Source organism: Variovorax trehalosi (genome assembly GCF_051216415.1).
Taxonomy (GTDB): Bacteria; Pseudomonadota; Gammaproteobacteria; order Burkholderiales; family Burkholderiaceae_C; genus Variovorax.
On sequence record NZ_JBPJZG010000001.1, the window covers coordinates 507,262 to 529,299 of the forward strand.

The window sequence follows — 22,038 nt, forward strand, 5'->3', positions numbered from 1 at the left end:
CGCCGCTATTTCTTGCCGCGCTTCACCGGCTTGGTCACGGCAGTCTTCGCGTTGCTTCCCTTGCCCGCCTTGCCACCCCCGCTCTCCTTCTCGAACACCGCAAAGTACTCCGAAGCCAGCTTCCTCAACGACCGCCCGATGTTCGCGTAGTCGTATTCATTGAGGTTCGCCAACGACACCCGCCCCGATGCGTGCTTGCCGCCGAAGCCGCGCCCCGGCAGCAGCACGATGCTGGTCTCCTCGGCGATGCGAAAGAGCGCCTCGTTCGGCTGCAGCTTCGTCACGATCCACTTGCCGAAGCGCTCGCCGTGCATCTGCGTGGCAATGTCCTGCAGGTCGAGCAGGTGGTAGTAGTTGACCGAGTTGGGGTCGTCCTGCATCGGCAGGCCCAGTTCGCGGTACAGCGCTTCCTTCCTGCGCAGCACGATGCGCTTCATCGACTGCTTGTAGGCCTGCGGCTCGTCCATCAGGCAGAAGAGCGAGAACATCACCATCTGCGCCTGCACCGGCGTCGAGAGGCCGGCGGTGTGGTTCAGTGCCACGGTGCGGCTGTCGGCCACCAGGCGGTCGATGAACTTCAGTTGGCGCGGCTCGGTGGTGATGGAGCTGTAGCGTGCGTCGAGCTCCTTCTTCTTCGACTCGGGCAGGGCCGCGATCTTGCGGTCGATGATGTTGTCCTCGTGCGTGGCCACCACGCCCATGCGCCAGCCGGTCACGCCGAAATACTTCGAGAACGAATACACCAGGATGGTGTTCTGCGGACAGGTTGCGAACAGCGAGAGAAAGTTGTCCGCGAAGGTGCCGTAGACGTCGTCGGTGAGGATGATCAGGTCGGGCCGCTGCTTCACGATGTCGGCGATGTAGCCCAGCACCTCGTCGCTCATCTTCACCGAGGGCGGGTTGCTCGGGTTGCAGACGAAGAAGGCCTTGACCTTCGGGTCGAGCAGCTTCTGCAGCTCCTTTTTGGTGTACTGCCAATTGTTCTCCGAGGGCGCCTCGATCAGCGTCTCGATCAGCTGGTAGTCGTTCAGGTGCGGAATCTCGATGTAGGGCGTGAAGATCGGCATGCCCAGTGCGATGGTGTCGCCGGGCGAGAGCACATGGTTCTCGCGCAGGCTGTTGAAGAGGTAGGTCATGGCGGCGGTGCCGCCTTCCACCGCGTACATGTCGAAGGTGCCCACGAAGGGATGCGTGCCGATCATCTCCTGGTGGATGTACTTGCCCACGATGATTTCACTGAGCCGCAGCATGCGGTCGGGCACCGGGTAGTTGCAGCCGAGGATGGCCTCGCACATCTCGTAGATGAAGTCGCCGGCCGAAAGCCCCAGCTGATCGCGCACGTACGACACCGCCGCCTCGATGAAGCGCGTGCCCGGCTCGCCCGCATGGGCCTTGGCAAAGATCTCGAAGCGCGCCTCGATGCCTTCGCGCTGCGGAAAGCCGCCCACATGCTCCATGTAGATGTAGGAGCGCTCGGCCTCGGTCATCGCGAACTGGCCGAACTGGAAGAAGCCGTGCCGCGGCGTGGTGGCCAGGAAGTTCGGATTGCCGCGCCCCGCATTGAGCATGAGGCGGTCGCTCTGCTTGGCGACCTGGATCAGTGCGTCCTTCAGTTCGAACGGGCTCAGGCCGGCCAGTTTCTTCACGTCGCTGAAATCCATTGGATGCTCCTTCTGGTGGTGGAAAAGAGAGAGAACGAAAAAAGAAGTGGGCGGCCCGCTCAGACGAGCGCGACGATCAGCGGGCCGAGCAAGGTGAGGAACACGTTGGCCAGCGCATAGGTGATGGCGAAGGGCACGGTGGGAATCGAGTTCTCCGCCTTGCCGAGCACCTCGCCGAAAGCCGGGTTGGCGCTGCGCGAGCCGCTCAGTGCACCCGCGAACACGGCCGTGTTGCTGTAGCGCAGCACGTACTTGCCGAACAGCATGGTCAGGAGCATCGGCACGATGGTCACGACCACGCCCACGCCGAAGATCGTGATGCCCAGTTGCTTGATGGTCTCCACCGCCTGCAGGCCCGAAGACAGGCCCACCACAACCACGAAGCCGGCAAGGCCCAGGTCCTTGAGCAACTGCACCGCGGCGGGCGGCAGGGCGCCGAAGGTCTGGCGCCTTGCGCGATACCAGCCGAAGAGCAGGCCCGCGAGCAGCGCACCGCCACCCGAGCCGAGCGTGAGCGGGATGTTGCCGAGCTTCACGCTCAGGAGGCCCACCAGCAGGCCGACCACGAGGCCGGCGCCCAGGTACACGAAGTCGGTCTTCGCGCTCGGCACGATCACGTCGCCGACGAGGGCGGCCACGCGTTTCACGTCCTGCTCGGCGCCGAAGATCGACACCAGGTCGCCGGCCTGCACCACGGTGCCGGGCTGCATCGGCAGCGCCTTGCCCATGCGGCTCAAGCCCGTCACGAAGATGCCGTGGCGCACGCCGCCGGCGGTGAGCTGGCGGATCTGGTCCACCGTCTTGCCGTCGAACTCCTTGTTGGTGAGCACGATCTCGCGCTTCTCCAGCGTCAGCTCCATGCCGTCGACCGCAAAGACCTCCTTGCCCAGCAGCGGCGCGCTGGCCACCACCGCATCGCGGCGGCCGACCGCGAGCACGGTGTCGCCCTGGCGCAGCGCGAGCGTTGGGCTCACCTCGATGAATTTGCCCTCGCGCTTCACGCGCTCGATGGTGATGGTGGTCGCGGGGTTCGCGTTCTCGATGTCGGCCACCGTGCGCTGCGGGTCGGTGCTGAGTTCGTAGATGCGGCCCACCAGCGAGGGCGCCGCCTCTTCCTGGTCGGCGCCGAGCACCTTCACGCCGGCCTGCTGCGCGGTCTCGGCCGCGATGGCGTCGTCGCGGATGGTGCGGCCCATGAACTTGGGCAGGATGTTGACGCACACGATGATCGCGCCGAAGGAGCCGAACACGTAGGTCACCGCATAGCCGATGGCCACGTTGGCCTGCAGCCGCGCGGTCTCGGCCGCGGCGAGCCCGAGCTTGCCGATGGCATCGCCCGCCGTGCCGATGATGGCCGACTGCGTGAGCCCACCCGCCGCCACGCCCGCGGCCAGGCCCTTGTCGAGCCCGCACAACTTGGCCATGACCACCACCGTCGCAAGGCCGGTGGCCGCCATCACCGCGGCCAGGATGATCTCCTTCACCGACTGCTTGCCGAGCGAGCTGAAGAACTGCGGCCCGCTCTCGAAGCCCACCGCGTAGATGAAGAGCGCGAACAGCACCGCCTTCACGCCGCCGTCGATCTGCACGCCCACCTGGCTCACGATCACCGCGACGAGCAGCGAGCCCGCGACGCCGCCGAGCTGAAACTTGCCGAACTTGATCTTGCCGATCCAGTAGCCGACCGCCAGCGAGAGAAAGAGCGCCATCTCGGGCGACTTCTTGAAGAGGTCATGGAGCCATTCCATAGGTCAAGGTCCTTTCAGGTTATTTCGCTGCATGCACCAGTCCCGCGAGCGCCACGATCAGCGGCCCCATCAACGGCAGCACCACGTTCGAGATGGCGTAGGTGATCGTGTAGCCCAGGAGCGGCGTGGCATTGCCCGCTGCGTTCTGCACCGCGCTGAGCGCGGGCGTGCTGCACTGCTGGCCCGCGATGGCGCCCAGCAGCACTGGCGCCTCGAGCTTGAGCAGGCGCCGCCCGACGAAGAGCGAGATCGAGGCCGGCACCACCGCCACGGCCACGCCCACCAGCGGCAGCGCGATGCCGAACTTCTTGACGAGCGCGATCGCCTGCGGCCCCGAGGCCAAGCCCACGCAGGCGATGAAGGTGGCCAGGCCCAGGTCCTTCATCAGCGCCAGCGCATCGGGCGGCACGCTCAGGCGGTGCGGGTTCTTCGACTGGTACCAGCCGAAGGCCAGCCCTGTGACCAGCGCACCGCCGCCCGTGCCGAGCGAGAACGGAATGCCGCCGAGCTTGACGCTGAAGCCGCCGATGAACACGCCCAGCAGGATGCCCGCCGCCGCGTAGCTGATGTTGCTGCGCGTCGATGCGATGACCCGGTCGCCGACCAGCGGCAGCGTGCGCGCCACATCGGCCGCCGGGCCGTAGAGCTTGAGCACGTCGCCGCGCTGCAGCTTCACCTCGTGCAACAGCGGCATGACATGGCCGTCGCGCGCGAGGCCCACGATCTGCAGTGCGGGCGGCAGTTGCGCATCGAGCTCGCGCAGGCCCCGGCCGAACCATTCGCGCCGGTTGACCACGACCTCGGTGGTCTCGACGACGGCATCGAAGGCGGTGGTGTCCGCGAACTCGCGGCCCAGCAGCTCGGCCACATTCACCAGCATGCTGCGCCGGCCGATGGCCAGCACCTGGTCGTAGGCCTGCAGCCGCAGCGCGGGCTCGACGTTCAGCTTTTGCCCGCGCCGCACCACGCGCTCGATGCTCGCGTGGCCGCCGAGGATCGACATCAGCTCGCCCACCGTGCGCCCCCGGCCGACCGTGACGAGGAACACGCGGCCGACCATCTCGGGCGTGGCGCTGGCCGCGGCGGGGTTTTCGTCGCCGCCGCCCATCGTCTTCCAGAGCCTGTCGGCCTCGGCGCGCAGGTCCACGCGCAGCAGCAGCGGAAAGACCTGGCTCGTGGCAACCACGATGGCGATGAGGCCGAACACGTAGGTGATGGAGTAGGCCGTGACCACGTTGGCCTGCAGCTGCTGGATGTCCGCGAGCGGCAGCGCGAGCTTGGAGATCGCATCGGTCGCCGTGCCCACCACGGCCGACTCGGTGGCCGCGCCCGCCATCAGGCCCGCGGCGGTGCCCTGGTCGAGCGAAAGGAAGACGGTGGCGCACAGCACCAGCGCGAGCACGGTGACCACCTCGACCAGGCACAGCAGCCCGAGTCGCAAACCCTTGGCATCGAGATTCGCAAAGAATTGCGGCCCGCCCGCATAACCGAGCGCAAAGATGAACAGCATGAAGAACACGTTCTTCACGCTGTCGTCGAGCTTGATGCCCAACTGGCCTACCACGAGCGCGGCAATCAGGGTGCCGCAAATGCCGCCGAGCTGGATCGGACCAAAACGGATCTGGCCGACCGCATAGCCAATGGCGAGCACGAGGAAAAGTGCGATTTCGGGCTGGCTTCTCAGGATGCCGGTCAGGCCATCCATCACCGGCCGTTCTCCTTGGTGGTCAATGCTGGATTCATGGAAGCGAGAGCTTTGTGCCTATGAATTGGGAACACCGGATCTCTTGTCTCCTGTCACGATAAATCAACATCGGAAATAATTGTAAAAACATGCGGCAATTGCGGAAAGCTGCGCTGGCAATTAAGACGATAGGCCTATTTGTTTAATTGCCAATAGTCGGTTCTCGCTATAGCGCAGCAATTCGACGAATTGATGTTTTCGGGAGTGCGCGCGAAACCCCTCTCCGGGTTTCCGATAACTACATGCACTTGATTTAGTCTGCCAGCTGAAACATAGTTGCCCCCGTTCAACAACGACACAGGCACATCGCCTGCAAGGAGACACACCCATGTTCAGTTCGCGCAGCCGCCGTCGCTCGACCCTGGCCCTCGCCATCCTCTCCGTTGCCGCATCCACGGCTTTCGCCGCCGGCGAGCCGGTCATCGGCCTGGTCACCAAGACCGAGACCAACCCCTTCTTCGTGAAGATGAAAGAGGGCGCGCAGGAAGAAGCCAAGAAGCTCGGCGCCAAGCTGCTCTCGGGCGCGGGCAAGGCCGACGGCGACAACGCGGGCCAGATCACCGCGATGGAAAACATGATCGCGGCCGGTGCCAAAACCATCCTCATCACGCCGAGCGACGCCAAGGCCATCGTGCCGGCGATCAAGAAGGCGCGCGACAAGGGGATCATGGTGATCGCGCTCGACAGCCCGGCTGATCCGCCGGACGCAACCGACGCGCTCTTCGCCACCAACAACTACACCGCCGGCGTGCTGATCGGCGAATACGCCAAGGCCGCGATGGCCGGCAAGACGCCCAAGATCGTCGCGCTCGACCTGCTGCCTGGCCATCCGGTCGGCGCGCAACGCCACAACGGCTTCATGAAGGGCTTCGGGCTGGCGGCGAACGATGCCAAGTCGAACGAGCTCTCCAAGGCGCCCGAGATCGTCTGCATGGCCGACAGCTTCGGCGACCAGGCCAAGGCGCAGACGGTGATGGAAAACTGCCTGCAGAAGGCGCCCGAGGTGAACCTGGTCTACACCATCAACGAGCCCGCCGCGGCCGGTGCCTACAACGCGCTCAAGCGCGCGGGCAAGGAGAAGGGCGTGATGATCGTCTCGGTCGACGGCGGCTGCCAGGGCATCAAGGACACCAACGCCGGCATCATCGCCGCGACCTCGCAGCAGTACCCGCTGAAGATGGCCGCGATGGGCGTGGCCGCAGGCGTCGAGTTCGCCAAGACCGGCAAGAAGGCCTCGGGCTACGTCGACACCGGCGTCACGCTGATCGCCGGCAAGAGCGTGGCGGGCGTCGAGAGCAAGGACACCAAGACCGGCGCCGAGCTGTGCTGGGGCAAGAAGTAAACAGGTAGCCCCAGGGAGGCACATCGATGGCGAAATCCGCAACGCACCACATTCCGTGGGGCGCCCTGGGGCCGTGGCTGGCCCTGCTCGGCGCATGCATCTTCTTTGCGACCCAGTCCGACCGGTTCCTGACCGGCGAGAACCTGTCGCTCATCCTGCAGCAGGTGATGGTGGTGGGCGTGATCGCCATCGGCCAGACGCTGATCATCCTCACGGCCGGCATCGACCTGTCGTGCGGCATGGTGATGGCGCTGGGCGGGATCATCATGACCAAGTTCGCCACCGAGCTGGGCATGCCGGTACCGATCGCCATCCTCTGCGGCATCGGGGTGACGACGCTCTTCGGGCTCATCAACGGCCTGCTGGTCACGCGCATCAAGCTGCCGCCCTTCATCGTCACGCTGGGCACGCTGAACATCGCGTTCGCGATCACGCAGCTCTATTCGTCGTCGCAGACCATCACCGACCTGCCCACGGGCCTCACCGGGCTGGGCACCACCTTCGCCATCGGCAGCGCCGAAGTGGCGTGGGGCTCGGTGCTGATGGTGGCGCTCTACGGCCTCGCGTGGTTCGTGCTGCGCGAGACGGGCGCGGGCCGGCACATCTATGCGGTGGGCAACAACGCCGAGGCCACGCGGCTGGTCGGCATTCCGACGCAGCGCGTGCTGCTGGGCGTGTACGTGGCGGCGGGTGTGCTCTATGGCATTGCCTCGCTGCTGTCGGTGGCGCGCACCGGCGTGGGCGATCCGAATGCGGGGCAGACCGAGAACCTCGACGCCATCACGGCAGTGGTGCTCGGCGGCACCAGCCTCTTCGGCGGACGCGGCATTGTGCTGGGCTCGCTGATCGGCGTGCTGATCGTGGGCGTGTTCCGCAACGGGCTCACGCTGATGGGCGTGTCGTCGATCTACCAGGTGCTGGTGACGGGCGTGCTCGTGATTCTTGCCGTGGCCGCGGACCAGCTCTCGCGCAAGGGGGCACGCTGATGAACACCGTAGCCAACCCGAAGATCGTGATGCAGGCCAAGGGCCTGGTAAAGCGCTACGGCCAGGTCACCGCGCTCGATGGCGTGGACTTCGAACTGCGCGAGGGCGAAATCCTCGCGGTGATCGGCGACAACGGCGCGGGCAAGTCGTCGCTCATCAAGGCGCTCTCGGGCGCGACCATTCCCGACGAGGGCGAGATCCTGCTCGACGGCGCGCCGGTGCACTTTCGCAATCCGCTCGATGCGCGGCGCGCGGGCATCGAGACGGTCTATCAGGACCTGGCCGTCGCGCCCGCGATGACCATCTACGAGAACCTCTTTCTCGGCCGCGAACTGCGCCGCCCCGGGTTCCTCGGCAACGTGCTGCGCATGCTCGACAAGAAGAAGATGCTGCAGGAAAGCGCTGCCCGCATGGCGGACCTGAAGGTCGGCATCCAGTCGATGACGCAGGCTGTCGAAACCCTCTCGGGCGGTCAGCGCCAGTGCGTGGCCGTGGCACGCAGCGCGGCCTTCGCGCGGCATGTGGTCATCATGGACGAGCCCACTGCCGCGCTCGGCGTGAAGGAGGGCAACATGGTGCTCGAGCTCATCCGCCGCGTGCGCGACCGCGGCCTGCCCGTGGTGCTCATCAGTCACAACATGCCGCACGTGTTCGAGGTGGCTGACCGCATCCACGTGGCGCGGCTGGGCAAGCGCGCGGCCGTGCTCAATCCGAAGAAGATCAGCATGAGCGACACGGTGGCGGTGATGACCGGCGCAATGACCGCCGACCAGCTGCCCGCGGAGGCGCATGCCTGATGCAGAAGTTGCTGCCGCGCGCTCGCCCGACCTGTTGCGCCCGCGCGGCTCCAACCAGGTCGGCATGCGCCAGTTCAACGAGCGCGTGGTGCTGCAGGCGCTGCGCGTTCACACGAGGCTGCCCAAGGCCGACCTCGCGCGGTTCACAGGGCTGAGCGCGCAGACCATCGGGCTCATCACTGCGCGGCTCGAGGAAGACGGGCTCATCGTCAAGCAGAACCGTGTGCGCGGGCGCATCGGCCAGCCTTCGGTGCCGCTGGCGCTGAACCCCGATGGCGCGTTTGCCATCGGCATCAAGGTAGGGCGGCGCGGCGCGGAGTGGCTCTTGATCGACTTCACCGCGCAGGTGCGGGAGCGCCATGCGATGAGCTATGACTTTCCCGATGCGGATGCGTTGCTGCCCGCGATTGCCGAGCACATCCACCGGCTGCGCGACGGGCTCGGCCCGCTGGCCGCGCGCAACGTCGGCGTGGGGCTGGCCGCGCCGTTCCTGCTGGGCGGCTGGCATCGCACGCTGGGACTCTCGAAGGCGCAGTCGGACGAGTGGAACCAGATGGACCTGCTGGCCGAGGTGCGGGCGCGCACCGAGGTGCCGGTGAGCTTCGCCCGCGACACGGTCGCCGCCTGCGTGGCCGAGCTGGTCGGCGGACGCGGGCACGATCTGAAGAGCTTCCTGTACATCTTCGTCGACACCTTCGTGGGCGGCGGGCTGGTCATCGACTCGCACCTGCACACGGGGATGCATGGGAATGCGGGGGCCTTGGCTTCGTTGCCGATGCAGTCGGTGCGGGCCGGCGGCACACCGCCCCCGCAGGTGATGGCCGAGGCCTCGCTGTGGGAGCTGGAGCAGCGCCTGCAAGGCGAAGGGCTCGACCCCACGGCCGCCTACGACGACCGCGCGTTGCAGCCGCCGTTTGCCGCCGCGACGCAGGCCTGGCTCGGCTCCGCATCGCTGGCATTGGCGCACGCCATCGTCAGCAGCACCGCGGTGCTCGACCTCGCCGACGTGGTGATGGATGGCTCGATGTCGCGCGCGTTGCTGCAGGCCTTGCTCGACCAGACGCGTGCCGCGCTTGCGCAGTGCAACTGGGAAGGCTTGTGGCCGCCTCAGTTGCATGGGGGCAGGGTGGGCGCACAGGCGTGTGCGCTAGGCGGCGCGATGCTGCCGCTGCATGCCAACTTTGCGCCGGACCACGATGTGTTCCTGAAGGCGGCCTGAGAGGGCGAACGACGCGTTCTCGCTCGGGCGCGCCGACCAGCTTCAGTCGCTCACGGGCTGGCCGCTGCGTGCAGGTTGCGCGGCAATTTCAGCGTGCTCGCGCTGGCACCCTCGGGGCAAGGCCCGTCGGAATAGATCGCATCGCCCTCGGGCATGACGCACTTCTGCACCTCGACGAAAGCGGGTACTGCCTTGGCGGGCGGCTCTGCGGCCACCGGGGCCTCGAAGCTCGTGCTCGCCAGCGGCATGCGATAGGGCGTCGACCGGGCCGGCGCTTCGGGCGGTCGCGTCGCCGCACCCTTGGTCTCGACATAGGCTGGCATGACCGTGGGTGCCGAGGCTGGCGCGCGCGCCGCGCTCTCGTGGACCAGGTCCTTCAACGTCACATAGAAGAGAGACACCGCGACCAGCGCCACGGCCAGGCATGGTGCCCAGTACCGCGGGGCGCCGAAGAGGGATGAGCCGGATCGGGGCGCGCCGACCCCTGAGTTCAGCGCCGCGGCCATGCCCAGCCTCCGCTCTGCAATGCACCTGCGAGCTTCGAGATGCCACCGGTGCCGCTCGCAGCCCGCCCGATCAGCGCGCCGCCGGCCGCGCCAGCGGCGATGCGCATGAGGAACGATCGGCTGCGGCCCGCCGCAAGAAGCAGCAGCACGCCGGCGCCGAGCACGACGAGATGCTCGCCGGGGTAGTCGGCGCGCGCGGCATCTACTTTCTTGAACTTGTCGACTGTTTCTTCCAGGCTCATGGCTGAAGCTCCCAATGGTGTTCAGCGATTCTTGTTGGCAGGTGCAGTCACCCTTGTAGGCCTGCGCCATGCGCCGCGACGGAATTCGTCCCGAAAACGACGCGGACAAGAGCGCATCGGCCGCGTGTCTCGATAATGCGATCCCCTTGCAGAGAACCGGGAAAACATGAGTGCCGCAGATTTCCTTTTCGCCCCTGAGGTGCAAAAGCTCTTGATGGTCGCCTACGCGGCGCCCGACCAACCCTTTTCTTCCAGCGAATTGGCCCAGCGAACGAAGCTCGCCCTCGACGACGTGGCGCGCACGCTGGAGCACCTCGTCGGCAGCGGCATCCTGAAGCGGCACAAGCCCAAGGCAGACGAAGCCGTGGCGGTCTCCATCGACCGCGCGTTTCTCTTCCACGACGAACTGCGCAGCATCGCGCTGAAGTCGTTCGCCGCGGCCGAGCCGGTTCGCGCGATGCTGCGCAGCAAGTTCAAGGATTCGGTGCTGCGCGCCTTCGTGCTGAACGAGGACAAGGACGGCACCCTCGAACTCCTCGTCGTGCACGGCCAGCTGACGCCCGACGAAGCGGCCATGACGGCCGCGTGCCAGAAGCTCTCGAAGAACATCCACCGACACCTGAAGGTTCACGTCATCCCGAACGCGAGGTTCAACGGCCTTACGCCGCGCGACCCGCTCATGCCAAAGCCCTCGGCACTCGAAGTCATCAAGCTCGGCGATACGAAGGCTCAACCGCCCGTCGAGAAAGTCGGCCTCCTGCAAAGCGCGAAGAAGAAACTGGCGGCGCTGTCGCGCTCATCGGCATCCTGAGAAGCGAGACCGGAGACGGCTCGATCGATGTTTCTCGAGGCTGAGGGTACGACCTTTACGGTCCGCATTCCCCGCTGAACATCTCGCCACCTTCTCGTTGACGGATCAGGATCAGGCAGATCCGAGCGCATCGTTCTTGGAGGGGTCCGGCTCCGCATCGTCGTGCTTCAGTGCGGGCTTCTGGCCGGGCTGAGGCGCGTGGATGGCGCCGGGTGCGATCTCCTCGCCGTTGTGTTTCTTTTCCTGTTGCACTTTTTTGTCGTGCGCGACATTGCGTGGGTCAGTCATGAATGCAGGTTGGATGCATGGCTGCATGCTGAACGTGGGACGAGGCGCCTGTCGAGGGTCGGCATTGGGGGCCGCCTTTGATGAAACGGCGACCTTGTCCTCTGAAAGCGATCGCGCTGAGTTACTTGCCTTTGTCCCTCGCGGCCAGCAGGTTGCGGGCCTCCATAAGCAGAGGCTTCACGGTCTCGAAGGTCTTGTCGCCCGGGTTGATCACGCTGACCCAATACATCTTTGCGTACATGGGATGCGGCATCAGCCGGTCGAGCGCGGTGTAGTCGATGGTCGCCGGCTCCTCTTCGCCGAACAGCGCGCGAAAGGTTTCCCTGCCGACGCCCACATTGAGGCGAAAGATGCCGGGGCGGTCCAGGTTCGAGGCGCTGTCGAACTCGTTGTCCTTCGTGACGATGGTCGCGAAGGGAAACTTGTTGTCCGCGCCATGAAAGAAGAAGGTGTTGTCGTCGGCCACTTCGAAATGGCCGCCGCCGAGCGAGTCGATGATGTGCTGGGTGATGTCGTCTTCGGTCATGGGCATGTTGTTCTTCAGGGCTTCCAGCGGCGCAGGCCGAGTTCGTCCGCGAGCGCCTGGTAGGTCTTGATGCGGGCCTGCACGTAGTCGTCGAGTGCGGCGCCGGTGAGCGCGAAAGGATAAAGGCTGTGCCGCTCGCGCAGCGCGGCATAGCCCGGCGCGGCCGTGGCCTCGGCGAACGCTGCGCTCCACGCGCGCACGGCTGCATCGGGCACGTTGGCGCTGAGGTACAGGCCGCGCACGGTTGGCCAGACGATGTCCACGCCTTGCTCGCGCGCGGTCGGCACGCCGGTGAGCGCACCGCCCAGCCGCGTTTCCGACAGCACCGCCAGGAGGCGCACCGCCGCGCCGCCTGCCATGGCCTGCAGCGCCTCGGCCGCATCGCCGGGGAACACGTCGACGTGCTTGCCCTGCAACGCGCCCAGTGCATCGCCGCCGCCTTCGAAGGAGACAAAACGCATCGCCTTGTGGTCGCGGCCCGCGGCGCGCACCAGCAGCGCAGCCTTCACCCAGTCCTGGCTGCCGACCGTGCCACCCGCGCCGAAGGCCATGCGCGAAGGGTCTTGTCGCAGGGCCGCGATCAGGTCCTGCAGGCGCTTATGGGGCGAGTCGCGGTGCACGGCGATCACGCCGTAGTCGGTGCCGAGCGTGGCGATCCAGCGCACGGCCGATGGCGAGTGCGGGCCGAAACGGCCCTGCGCGAGGTTGAGCAGCGAGCCGCTGGAGAACGCGACCAGCGTGCCTGCGCCGCCGAGCTGGCCGGTGGCGATGCGATCGAAGGCCACCGCGCCGATGCCGCCGGGCAGATAGCGCTGGCCGAGGGGCGGGCGCGGAGGGCGTACCGCCTGCAGCGCATCGCGGGCGAGGGTGCAGGTGAGATCGAAGCCGCCGCCGGCCTTGGCGGGGATCACGCAATCGGCCGCGGCCAGCGAAGGGTCGCCGAACTGCGCCGTGGCGATGCCAGGCATCAGCAACACGGACAGCGCGCACAGCGCATGACGGCGGTTGGGGAGGGAAGTCTGCATCGGGTGAGTGCCGCTAGCTGGCGGCCGGCCGGGGCCACCAGATGATCGCATGCAGCCCTGTGCCGGCCTCCCGCGCTTCGAGTCGCAACTCGCCCCGGTGCCGCTGCGCGATCGAGCGTGCAATGGCCAGCCCGAGACCGAAGCCGCCCTTGCCCGCACGCGCGCCGCGGCGAAAGCGCTGCCCCAATGCCGCGCGTTCCTCGTCGCTCAGGCCGGGGCCGTCGTCTTCGACATTGAGGCTCCAGCCCGCGGCATCGCCCGCCGCGAAGAGGGTGATGGTTCCTTCGGCCGGCGTGTAGGTGATGGCGTTCGTCACGAGATTGCTGAAGGCTTCGCGCAACAACCCCCGGTCCGCGACCGCGAAGAACTCGGGGGCGGGCGCATGGATGCCCAGGTCGATGCGCTTTGCACGCGCCAGCGGCAGCAGATCCACCGCCACTTCTCGCAGCAGCGCCGCGAGGTCGAACTCGGCGGGCTCCACCGCCACCGTGTCGCTGCGGCCGAGCGCAAGCAACTGCTGCGCGCTGCGCGTGGCGCGACCGATCTCGGTGCCGAGCGCATCGAGCGCGGCGCGCACCTGCGCCGGGTCTTCTTCGCGCCTGGCGTAGTCGGCCTGCATCTGCAGCGTGGTGAGGTGCGTGCGCAACTGGTGCGAGGCATCGTCCAGGAACTGGCGCTGCTGCGTCACCAGGTCCTGCGTGCGCGACATCTGCTGGTTGACCGCATCCACCAGCGGGCGCACTTCGGCGGGCAGGTCGGTCTCGGGAATGCGTGTCAGGTCGTCGGGCGTGCGCGCCTCGACCTCGCGCGCGAGCCGCGACAGCGGACGCAGTGCCGCGGCGAGCGCGATCGCAGTGCCGCACAGCAGCATCACCAGCACGAGCCCGTCGCGCAGGGCGGCGCTGCGCACGAAGCGCCCCGTGAACTCCTGCCGCGAGTGCGTGCTCTCGCCGACCTGGATCAGCACGCTGCGCCCCGTGCTGCCGGCCGGCGCGCGGTCGAGGTCGCGCCGATAGGCCGCGAGCCGCACCGCCTCGCCGAAGTAGGTCGCGTCGTAGAAGGCCGGCACGCCCATCTTCAGTTCGGCGGGCGGCGCGGGCAGGTCGGCGCTGCCGAGTTCGACGAGCCCATCGGAAGTCGCCACCCGAAAGAACACCTGGCCGCTCGCCGTGAGCTCGAAGAACTCGAACATCGTGTACGGCAGCTCGACCGAGAGGCCGCCCGATGCGGTGGAGATGTTGGCGTCGATGGACTTGAGCGCGCCCAGCAAAGAGCGGTCGTAGGCGGCGTTGGCGGCGGCGAGCGCGTCGTGCCGCGTCATCCACAGCTCGAGGCCGGTCACCACCAGCAGGGCGGGGAACAGAAGCAGCGCGAGCCGCTGCCAGAGGCTCGCGCGGCGCAGGCGACCGCTCAGGCTGCTCACTCAGGTTCCTACCGCGCGTGACGCATGAAACCGCCACGGCCAAGGCCAGGAACACCGCGGAACGGGCTTGGCCCGGCCGCAGGTGTTGCCCCCTGCAAGGGGGTTGGCGAAGCGACACGAAGTGCGCGAAGACTGGGGGTGTGCTTCATTTTTTCAGTCCGCTTCCAATACGTAGCCGAGGCCGCGCAACGTGACGATGCGCACGCCGGTGCCGTCGAGCCGCTTGCGCAGGCGATAGACGAACACCTCGACGGCCTCGGGGTGCACTTCTTCGTCGTCGGAGAACACCCGTTCGAGGATCTGCTGCTTGGACAGCGGCTCACCGCTGCGCTGCACCAGCACGCGCAGCACCGCGTGTTCGCGCGGCGACAGCGCGAGCGCCTCGCCGTTCAGCACGAACTGCCGGCGCGCTCCGTCGTATACCAGTGGCCCGCACGCGAGGCGCGGATGTTCCACACCGCGCGCGCGCCGCACCAATGCATGCAGCCGCGCTTCGAGTTCGGCGAGTGCGAAGGGCTTGGCGAGGAAGTCGTCCGCGCCCGCATTGAGCGAGGCGACGCGCTCGTTCAGCGAATCGCGCGCCGTGAGGATCAGTGCCGGCAGCCGCTGGTCGCGTTCGCGCAGCCGCTGAAGCACGGTGTGGCCGTCCATGCCGGGCAGGCCCAGGTCGAGCACCAGCGCATCGTGGTCGCGCTGCTGCAGCGCGCGGTCCGCGAGCCGGCCGTCGTCCACCCATTCGACCTGAATGCCCGCATGCTCCAGCGCCTTGCAGAGCCAGGTGCCCAGGGTGTGTTCGTCTTCGGCCAGCAGGATGCGCATGGCGCCGATGCTAGGGCCTGCGGGGCTCAGTCCGGCTTGATGTTTGCCCGGGCGATCACCTTCTGCCAGCGGGCTTGTTCCGCGGCGATGAACTGCGCGAACTGCTCGGGCGTGCCGCCGACGGCCTCGGCCGCGTCGGCCGTGAGCCGCTGCATCGAGTCGGGCGACTTCACCGCCTTCATCGTCTCGGCCGAGAGCTTGGCCAGGTTCGCCGGCTCGATGTTGGCCGGCGCGAGCATGCCGTACCACTGCGTCATCTCGAAGCCCGGGAAGCCTTGCTCGGCAACGGTCGGCACATCGGGCAGTTGCGCCAGTCGCTTGGCCGAGCCGGTCGCGATGCAGCGCACCTTGCCGGCCTTGATGAACGGAATGATCGCCGCCGCGCCGATGGCCGAGGCGTCGAGCCGGCCCGAGAGCAGGTCGGTCACCATCGGGCCGGTGCCGCGGTAGGGCACGTGCAGCATGAACACGTCGGCGGTCATCTTCAGGTACTCGAAAGCCAGGTGGCCCGCGCTGCCGTTGCCGGCCGACCCGTAGCTCAGCTTGCCGGGCTTCGACTTGGCATAGGCGATGAACTCCTTCAGGTTCTTGGCCGGTACGTCGGGGTGCACCACATAAAGGCTCGGCACCTTGGCCAGCAGGCTCACGGGCTTGAAGTCCTTGTTCGGGTCGTAGGGCAGCTTGGCGAAGATGTACGGGTTCACGGCCAGCGTGCCGATGTGGCCGAGGATCAGCGTGTGCTGGTCGGTGCTGCGCGCCACTTCGCTCATCGCGATGTTGCCGGCCGCGCCGGGCTTGTTGTCGACGAAGACGCTCTGGCCGAGCGTGCGCGAGAGTTCTGCGGCAGTGGAGCGCGCGACGATCTCGGAGCTGCCGCCCGGCGCGAAGGGCACGACGAAGCGCACCGACTTGCTGGGCCAGGCCGACTGGGCCGAAGCCAGCGAGGGGAGGAGGCCGCCGAGGGCGAGGGCGGAGCCGCCTTGTAGCCATTGGCGGCGCGTGGGCGGGGCGCTCAGGAAGTTGTCGTGCATGGTCTGTCTCCGTCTTTTGATGCGAACGCCTGCATCCTGCCCGGTCGATGCTGTCGGAATGCTGTCAGCGCGGCACAACGAAATCCGCCTTGGCGCGTATTCGCCGCGGGTGACATGTGTAAACGTAAGTTACATTCCTCCGAAAACGACCCGAGGGAAGCGCACGTGAACGAGACGGCCCAACATTTCCTGGACTGCTATGCCCGCGGCACGGAGCCCGACGGCGGCTGGACATTCGGCAAGGCCTTGCAGCAGGCCCAGCTCGACTACACGGCCGCGAGCCTGAAGCGGGTGAACAGCCTGCTCGACCAGATCAAGGCCAAGGTGAATCCCGAGCGCGAGGCGTTCCTTGCAACGCCGGGCGGCCGCAACTTCTGCGCGCTGCTGGCGTACTACCTCATCTCCCACGCCACGAAGAACGCCGGAGCACCCGTCGACTGGCACGACACGGCCTCGGCGCAGCAGGTGCTGGGCGCGGAGCGGCCCCTGCCGCAGAAATCGTTCTCGCGCATCGTGGCGATTGCCAAGGACCCCGGCGTGGCCCTGATGCCGCTCGGGTGGATCGAGGACAAGCTCTTCGGCGACGGCTCCGCGCCCGCGTGCGCCGACTACCTGGCCGGGGTCAGTGCGCAGCTGAACCACGCGGGTCCTTTGGTCTGGGCTGGCGCCGCGCGGTGCCTGGGCCAGCTGGCATCGCATGCGATGTACATGGTCTCGGAAGGGGGAAGCCTCATGCCGACCGTGCTCCACCCGAGCGCCGATGGCAAGCGCTGGGCCTTCGTGAACATCGTCGATGAATCGTCCGACAGCGCCCTGCGCCGCGCCCGCGCGGCGCTCGAAGCGCAGAGAGAAGGGCCGCCCTTCGCCGCGTTCGCCTGCGAAGCCAGCGTGACGCTGCCGACCGGGCGCACCGACGCGATCGTGATCGAGTTGCGCTGCCATGGCGATGCGCCGCTGGCGGTCACCCTCGTGTTTCCGTTTCGCCCCGCGGGCGATCCGCAAGGCTTTGCCATTCTCGATTCGCAACTCATCGAGGGCACGGTTCCGGCCGCGGCGCAAAGGCTTTTCAACGAGGCGATCGAAGCAGGCATCCAGAGCTTCAACTGGCCTTCGGGTTCGTGGGCGCAATACCAATCTCGCGACCAACACAGCGATGTCGCGGCGACCGATGCGGCGCCTTCGACCACGACGAGCGAAGCACCTGCCTACGCCGATGGCCGGCGCGTGCAGGTGGGCGATGCGGTGCTCGCCAACGGCGGGCTCCTTCCTTCGCGGGTGACGGAAATCGTCCGCACCGGCGACGACTTCTCCGGACTGCGGCTGGAGGGCTGCAACGGCACGGAGCAACGCATTCCACCGCAGGCCGCGAAGGAGACGCTCGTCTTCGTTGCCAGCGAACCGGCGGATTTCCGCTTCGCCTGCATCCGCTGGCTCGAGCAGCAGGATTCACCGCATGCGCAGTTCGCCCTGGGCAACCTGCTGTACCGCGGGCTCGCGGTGGAGCGCGATCTGGGGCGTGCCCTGCGCCTCTGGCAGACCGCCGCCGAGTCGGGCCATGCGCCGGCCGAACGCGAGATGGGCATCATCTATCTCGAAGGCGATGCGCTGAGCGCCAACATCTCCAAGGCCTTCACTCTGCTGCGCCGCGCGGCGGACAAGGACGATGCGCGCGCCCTGTGCGTGCTGGGCGAAGTCCACGAGCGGGGGCAGGTCGTGCCGCAGGCGATGGGCGAGGCCATCTCGTTCTACACGCGTTCGGCGAAGCTCGGCGACCTGGCCGCGCTCACGAACCTGGCGCGCCTGCATCTGACCGGGACGGAAGTTGCATCCAGCACAGGCAAGGCCGTGGCATGGCTCACGCAGGCGGCCGAGAGCGGGTACGTGGGCGCGCAGCACCTGCTCGCCACGTGCTACCAGCAGGGCCTTGGCGTCCCGCAGGACTACGCCCGCTGCGTTCATTTCTATGCACTGGCGGCCGCGCAGGGCCATGCCATCTCGATCAACAACCTGGCCGACAAGTACGAGAACGGCACCGGCGTCGCGCAGGACCTCGGCAAGGCCCTGGCGCTCTACCGCGAGGCCGCCGACAAGGAAATCGTGGCCGCCTGGTACAGCCTGGCCGGCATGTATGCCGACGGCCGCGGGGTGCCGCGCGACCTGGAGCAGGCCATCCGCTTGATGAAGCGCGCGGCCGGCTACGACTTCCTCGACGCGGCGCAGCGCCTGCGCGCGATGGAAGAAGGGCTGAACGCCTACCGTCGCGAAAAGGGTGTCGCCGCACTGGCCGACGCGCAGCGCTTCGACGCGGAGACGCTCTACGAGCTGGCCGGCAGCATCTACGAGCCCGAGATTCCGCAGTCCCTGCCGATCGCGTTCGAGCTGTACATGCATGCCGCCGAAGAGGGGCATGCCGACGCGCAACTGCAGGTCGCGTTCCGCTACCGCCAGGGCCTCGGCGTGGCGGTGGACGGGCCCAAGGCAGTCGAGTGGTACCGCAAGGCGATCGACTCGGGCAGTCCTTATGCCGCCGAGGGCCTTGGCGAGATGTACCAACTGGGCAAGCTGGTGCCGCGGGACCTGCGACAGGCGGCCGCGCTGTATGCGGAGGCCGTCGAGGCCGGCAGTTTCACCGCGGGTGGCCGGCTGGCCGCATTGCGACGGGCGGGCGTGCCCGAGCCGAAGAAGGGCGGCAAGCCGGGGTGGAAGTTCTGGTGATCCGCCGCGCCGGCGCAGCGCTCGCCGGGCCGGGGATGAAAGAAAAAGTAAGGTGCAAACTCCCCAGCCGCACCCCAGAATCCGGTGCGAAGCGGCGACGACGTCGGCGCAGCGATGGCTCTTTCGAGGACTCGGACGGCAACTTTGTTCATTGCGCCATGCTTGACGAATTTCGGGTTGCAGCTCGCCGGCAAGGCGAAGCAGTCCGGCATCGCTGACTGCCTCGCCGCGATCCGCGCTGTGGCGGGACTCGCCTTGTTCCTGCTGGCGTGCCTGGCCCTGCCGAGCCATGCACAGGTGGAGCCGCTGAAGCTCGATGCGGGACTGGGTTTCTTCGAGCGCAACCTCGAGGGACGCTCGCAAGCCTTCCACGACGCCACCGGCCTGCTGACGCGCGAGCAGGTGGCATCGCCGCCTTACGACCGGCAATTCGAAACGCTCAAGGGCACTTTCAACGGCGGCTACGACCGCGGCGCCTGGTGGGTGCGCTTCCGTATCGAGGCTTCGCCCGGGCAGGTCGCACATCCGCTCGAGGGTGGCTGGTGGTTGCGGCTGAACGCGCCGTATGTCGACTACCTTGACGTGTGGTGGCCCGATGCCGAAGCCGGTACGAGCGGCGGGTTCACGCACCGCGCGCTCGGCGGAATGCGGGCCGGCTCCCAGCGCGAGCTGCCCTGGTCGATCCCGGCGACACGCCTGCCCGACCTGCGCGATACCGAACCGCGCTGGGTCTGGGTGCGCCTGGCGGGTGACCGCACGCTGAGCCTTGCCGGCGGTGTCTCGCCGCTGCGCGAGTTGGCCGAGGTGCAGCAGCGGCTCGACTACGCCGACGCGGCCGTCGTCGGCATGGCCCTGCTGATGGCGGTGGTCAGCCTGATGATGGGCATCGCGCTGCCCGACCGCCGGTTCATTGCCTACGCCGGCTACCTCCTCACGCTCGCCATGGTGTTCGCGAGCTCGGAGGGCCTGCCGGCGTCCCTGTGGCTGCAGAACAACCCCCTGGCTGCCGTTCGCCTGCACAACTTCTCGGTTTGCCTGCACACGGCCGCCGCGTTCGGATTCGCCAGGGTGCTGCTGGACATGGAGCGACAGTTCCCGCGCATGAACCGCGTGTTCCAGGTGATGACGCTCGTCTGCTTCGCGGCCTGCGCGATCGCCCTGGCCGGTGGGTACCGGCACGTTGCACGACCGCTGAACCTGCTGTGGCTGCTCTTCGCGGCCTGCATCGTGCCGATGTGCGTGGTTGCGCTGCGCCGGAACATCCATGTCTGGCCGGGGTTGGTCGGCTATGTCGTCTACCTCATGATGGGCACGGTGCACTTCGCCAAGAACCTGCAGTGGCTGCCCTACACGCAGGCCACCCAGTACAGCTATGCGCTCGGCAGCATCGTCCACATCATGGCTTTCTTCTTCGCGCTGGGCTGGCGCGTGCGCCATCGCGAGCGGCGGGCGCTCTCGCTGTCCCTGCGGCATCGCGCGCGGCTGGCACGGCGCGTGAACGAGCGCACCCACGACCTGCGCCAGGAGATCGCGCAGCACCATCGCACGCACGACCAACTGGCGCTGGCGCTGCGCGAACAGCGCGGCCTGCTGGCCATGGTGTCGCACGAGTTCCGCACGCCGCTGGGCACCATCGGCGGCGCGGCGCAGATCCTTGCGGACGACCGGCTCGGCCTGGCGCGCGAGGAGGTCAAGAAGGAAGCCGAGAAGATCAGCCGTACCGTCCTTCGCATGCGCGATCTGGTGGACACCCTGCTGGCCGACGAGTGGCTCGATGCGTCGAGCGAAAACCTGTGCCTGGTCCCAATCGAGCTCGCGGGGTTCCTGCGCGAGAAGATCGAGGAGCACAACGAAGGCGTCGGCGGCGGGCGCATCTCGCTGCAACTCGGTGCGCGCGAATTGCCGGTGCTAGCGGACGAGACGCTGATGCACATCGCGCTGGACAACCTCCTGACCAACGCCATCAAATATGCGCCGCCTCATTCGCCGGTTTGGGTCCGGGCCGGAATCCGGCGCGGCCGCGCCGATGGCCTTGCGGAAGGCGACACGGCGTCGGACGTGTGCATCCAGGTGTGCGACGAAGGCCCCGGCTTCATGCCGCACGACCTGTCGCACGTCTTCGAGCGCTTCTATCGCGCGGCCGGCACCCGGCGCATTCCGGGCATCGGGCTGGGCCTGCACATGGTGCACCGCATCGCCACGGTCCATGGCGGCGGCGTGGCCGCTTCCAATGGCGCCAGGCAGGGCGCAGTGCTGACCCTGACCCTGCCTCTTCTCGGAAGTGCCGAAGGATTGGAAACCCGAAACTACACGGCGCTTGGACAAGGGGGCTACCGATGAGCGCCCAGGCCCGCGTGCTGGTCATCGAGGATGACGACGACCTGCGCGACACGCTGCTGCGGTACCTGCGCGGCGTCGGCATGCTGGCCCGCGGACTGGAGAGCGCCGAGGGGCTCGATGCGGAATTGCTGCGACAGGATTTCGATGCCGTGGTGTGCGACGTCAACCTGCCGGGCGAAGACGGATTCAGCGTGCTGGCGCGCCTGCGATCGCGCAGCGCGATGCGCATCGTGATGCTGACCGCGCGCGGCATGGCGAACGATCGCCTGCACGGCCTGGGTCTGGGCGCCGACTACTACCTCGTCAAGCCGGTGAACCTGCGCGAACTCGAAATGGTGTTGCACAACCTGCTGCAGCGCAGCCACGAGACGCAGGAGCAGGGCGGCACGCGCGAGACCGCTGCCCATGCGGTCGGCGAGCCCGCCGCGCAGGCGCCCTGGCGCTATCAGGGCACCACGTGGTTGCTGCTGTCGCCGGCCGGCCAGCGCGTGCAGTTGTCCAGTGCGGAAGCGCGGCTCTTGCAGTGCCTGATCGAGCAGCCGCGCGAAGTGGTGGACCGAGCCACGCTGCTGGCGGCAATGGGGCGCCCGGGCCTTGAGGCCTACGAACGCAACCTCGATGTCACGGTCTCGCGATTGCGTCGCAAGGCCGAGCAGGCCAGTGGCGAGAAGCTGCCGATCGTCGCGGTGCGCGGCGAGGGCTACAGCTTCCAGGGGACCGTGCGCATCGAGCGCTGAGCGCCGCTGGTTGAGTGACCGCTGGGCCTCCGCCCGCGCATCCGGCTCACCTGAATGCAGCACTGCCGCACTGCCGGA

The 22,038-nt window shown here is 67.5% G+C and carries 19 protein-coding genes; 8 read left to right on the plus strand and 11 right to left on the minus strand.

Annotation, left to right across the window (positions count from 1 at the left end; all coding sequences use genetic code 11):
* Positions 1-5: 5 nt before the first annotated feature.
* From ACSFA7_RS02445 to aspT (ACSFA7_RS02455), 3 genes are read right to left on the minus strand one after another with little or no spacing between them, the layout of a single operon-like run.
* Positions 6-1,661: a bifunctional aspartate transaminase/aspartate 4-decarboxylase gene (locus ACSFA7_RS02445; RefSeq protein ID WP_435497903.1), complete on the minus strand. Its 1,656-nt coding sequence runs from the start codon at positions 1,659-1,661 to the stop codon at positions 6-8.
* Positions 1,662-1,720: 59 nt separating this feature from the next.
* Complete coding sequence (gene aspT / locus ACSFA7_RS02450; RefSeq protein ID WP_435497904.1) at positions 1,721-3,409, minus strand: aspartate-alanine antiporter; 1,689 nt, start codon at positions 3,407-3,409, stop codon at positions 1,721-1,723.
* A 19-nt stretch (positions 3,410-3,428) separates the two neighbouring features.
* Positions 3,429-5,114 carry an aspartate-alanine antiporter gene (gene aspT, locus ACSFA7_RS02455; RefSeq protein WP_435497905.1) on the minus strand — a complete coding sequence of 562 codons (1,686 nt, stop codon included), beginning with the start codon at positions 5,112-5,114 and terminating at the stop codon, positions 3,429-3,431.
* Between the two features lie 367 nt (positions 5,115-5,481).
* Here aspT (ACSFA7_RS02455) and ACSFA7_RS02460 point away from each other — a divergent pair, with 367 nt between their 5' ends.
* Genes ACSFA7_RS02460 through ACSFA7_RS02475 form a run of 4 tightly spaced genes read left to right on the plus strand, consistent with a single transcriptional unit; the run spans position 5,482 to position 9,497 of the window.
* Positions 5,482-6,495: a sugar ABC transporter substrate-binding protein gene (locus ACSFA7_RS02460; protein ID WP_435497906.1), complete on the plus strand. Its 1,014-nt coding sequence runs from the start codon at positions 5,482-5,484 to the stop codon at positions 6,493-6,495.
* Positions 6,496-6,521: 26 nt separating this feature from the next.
* Positions 6,522-7,481 (plus strand): ABC transporter permease, encoded by a 960-nt coding sequence (locus tag ACSFA7_RS02465; RefSeq protein WP_435497907.1) that lies wholly within the window; start codon positions 6,522-6,524, stop codon positions 7,479-7,481.
* The gene (locus tag ACSFA7_RS02470) at positions 7,481-8,278 is read left to right on the plus strand and encodes an ATP-binding cassette domain-containing protein (RefSeq protein ID WP_013540710.1); all 798 of its coding nucleotides are present in this window, start codon (positions 7,481-7,483) and stop codon (positions 8,276-8,278) included. Before ACSFA7_RS02465 ends, ACSFA7_RS02470 begins: the two co-directional genes overlap by 1 nt.
* Entirely contained in the window at positions 8,271-9,497 is a 1,227-nt protein-coding gene (locus ACSFA7_RS02475) for an ROK family transcriptional regulator (protein ID WP_435497908.1), read from the plus strand. The genes ACSFA7_RS02470 and ACSFA7_RS02475 overlap by 8 nt, the downstream gene beginning before the upstream one ends.
* Positions 9,498-9,547: 50 nt before the next feature.
* On the opposite strand, the gene ACSFA7_RS02480 is transcribed toward ACSFA7_RS02475, so the two are convergent.
* Both ACSFA7_RS02480 and ACSFA7_RS02485 read right to left on the minus strand, forming a co-directional pair.
* Complete coding sequence (locus ACSFA7_RS02480; RefSeq protein ID WP_435497909.1) at positions 9,548-9,898, minus strand: hypothetical protein; 351 nt, start codon at positions 9,896-9,898, stop codon at positions 9,548-9,550.
* An 89-nt stretch (positions 9,899-9,987) separates the two neighbouring features.
* A complete protein-coding gene (locus ACSFA7_RS02485) occupies positions 9,988-10,245 on the minus strand; it encodes a hypothetical protein (protein WP_206178441.1) in 258 nt (85 codons plus the stop codon).
* Positions 10,246-10,411: 166 nt separating this feature from the next.
* Here ACSFA7_RS02485 and ACSFA7_RS02490 point away from each other — a divergent pair, with 166 nt between their 5' ends.
* Positions 10,412-11,056: a hypothetical protein gene (locus ACSFA7_RS02490; protein ID WP_435497910.1), complete on the plus strand. Its 645-nt coding sequence runs from the start codon at positions 10,412-10,414 to the stop codon at positions 11,054-11,056.
* 111 nt (positions 11,057-11,167) lie between these two features.
* On the opposite strand, the gene ACSFA7_RS02495 is transcribed toward ACSFA7_RS02490, so the two are convergent.
* From ACSFA7_RS02495 to ACSFA7_RS02520, 6 genes are all read right to left on the minus strand, one after another.
* Positions 11,168-11,344 (minus strand): hypothetical protein, encoded by a 177-nt coding sequence (locus ACSFA7_RS02495; protein WP_206178443.1) that lies wholly within the window; start codon positions 11,342-11,344, stop codon positions 11,168-11,170.
* A gap of 121 nt (positions 11,345-11,465) precedes the next feature.
* Positions 11,466-11,876: a DUF6194 family protein gene (locus ACSFA7_RS02500; RefSeq protein WP_435497911.1), complete on the minus strand. Its 411-nt coding sequence runs from the start codon at positions 11,874-11,876 to the stop codon at positions 11,466-11,468.
* Between the two features lie 8 nt (positions 11,877-11,884).
* On the minus strand, positions 11,885-12,895 hold the full coding sequence (locus ACSFA7_RS02505; protein ID WP_435497912.1) for a tripartite tricarboxylate transporter substrate-binding protein: 1,011 nt from the start codon (positions 12,893-12,895) through the stop codon (positions 11,885-11,887).
* 13 nt (positions 12,896-12,908) lie between these two features.
* Positions 12,909-14,309, minus strand: a complete 1,401-nt coding sequence (locus tag ACSFA7_RS02510) for a sensor histidine kinase (RefSeq protein ID WP_435498879.1) — start codon at positions 14,307-14,309, stop codon at positions 12,909-12,911.
* 162 nt (positions 14,310-14,471) lie between these two features.
* The gene (locus ACSFA7_RS02515) at positions 14,472-15,137 is read right to left on the minus strand and encodes a response regulator (protein ID WP_176658290.1); all 666 of its coding nucleotides are present in this window, start codon (positions 15,135-15,137) and stop codon (positions 14,472-14,474) included.
* A gap of 26 nt (positions 15,138-15,163) precedes the next feature.
* Entirely contained in the window at positions 15,164-16,168 is a 1,005-nt protein-coding gene (locus ACSFA7_RS02520) for a Bug family tripartite tricarboxylate transporter substrate binding protein (RefSeq protein ID WP_435497913.1), read from the minus strand.
* A 165-nt stretch (positions 16,169-16,333) separates the two neighbouring features.
* Between ACSFA7_RS02520 and ACSFA7_RS02525 the strand changes: the two genes are divergently transcribed.
* From ACSFA7_RS02525 to ACSFA7_RS02535, 3 genes are all read left to right on the plus strand, one after another.
* On the plus strand, positions 16,334-18,883 hold the full coding sequence (locus tag ACSFA7_RS02525) for a tetratricopeptide repeat protein (protein WP_435497914.1): 2,550 nt from the start codon (positions 16,334-16,336) through the stop codon (positions 18,881-18,883).
* A gap of 162 nt (positions 18,884-19,045) precedes the next feature.
* Positions 19,046-21,223 carry a sensor histidine kinase gene (locus tag ACSFA7_RS02530; RefSeq protein ID WP_435497915.1) on the plus strand — a complete coding sequence of 726 codons (2,178 nt, stop codon included), beginning with the start codon at positions 19,046-19,048 and terminating at the stop codon, positions 21,221-21,223.
* Positions 21,220-21,960, plus strand: a complete 741-nt coding sequence (locus ACSFA7_RS02535) for a response regulator transcription factor (RefSeq protein WP_435497916.1) — start codon at positions 21,220-21,222, stop codon at positions 21,958-21,960. The genes ACSFA7_RS02530 and ACSFA7_RS02535 overlap by 4 nt, the downstream gene beginning before the upstream one ends.
* The last annotated feature ends 78 nt before the right edge of the window (positions 21,961-22,038 follow it).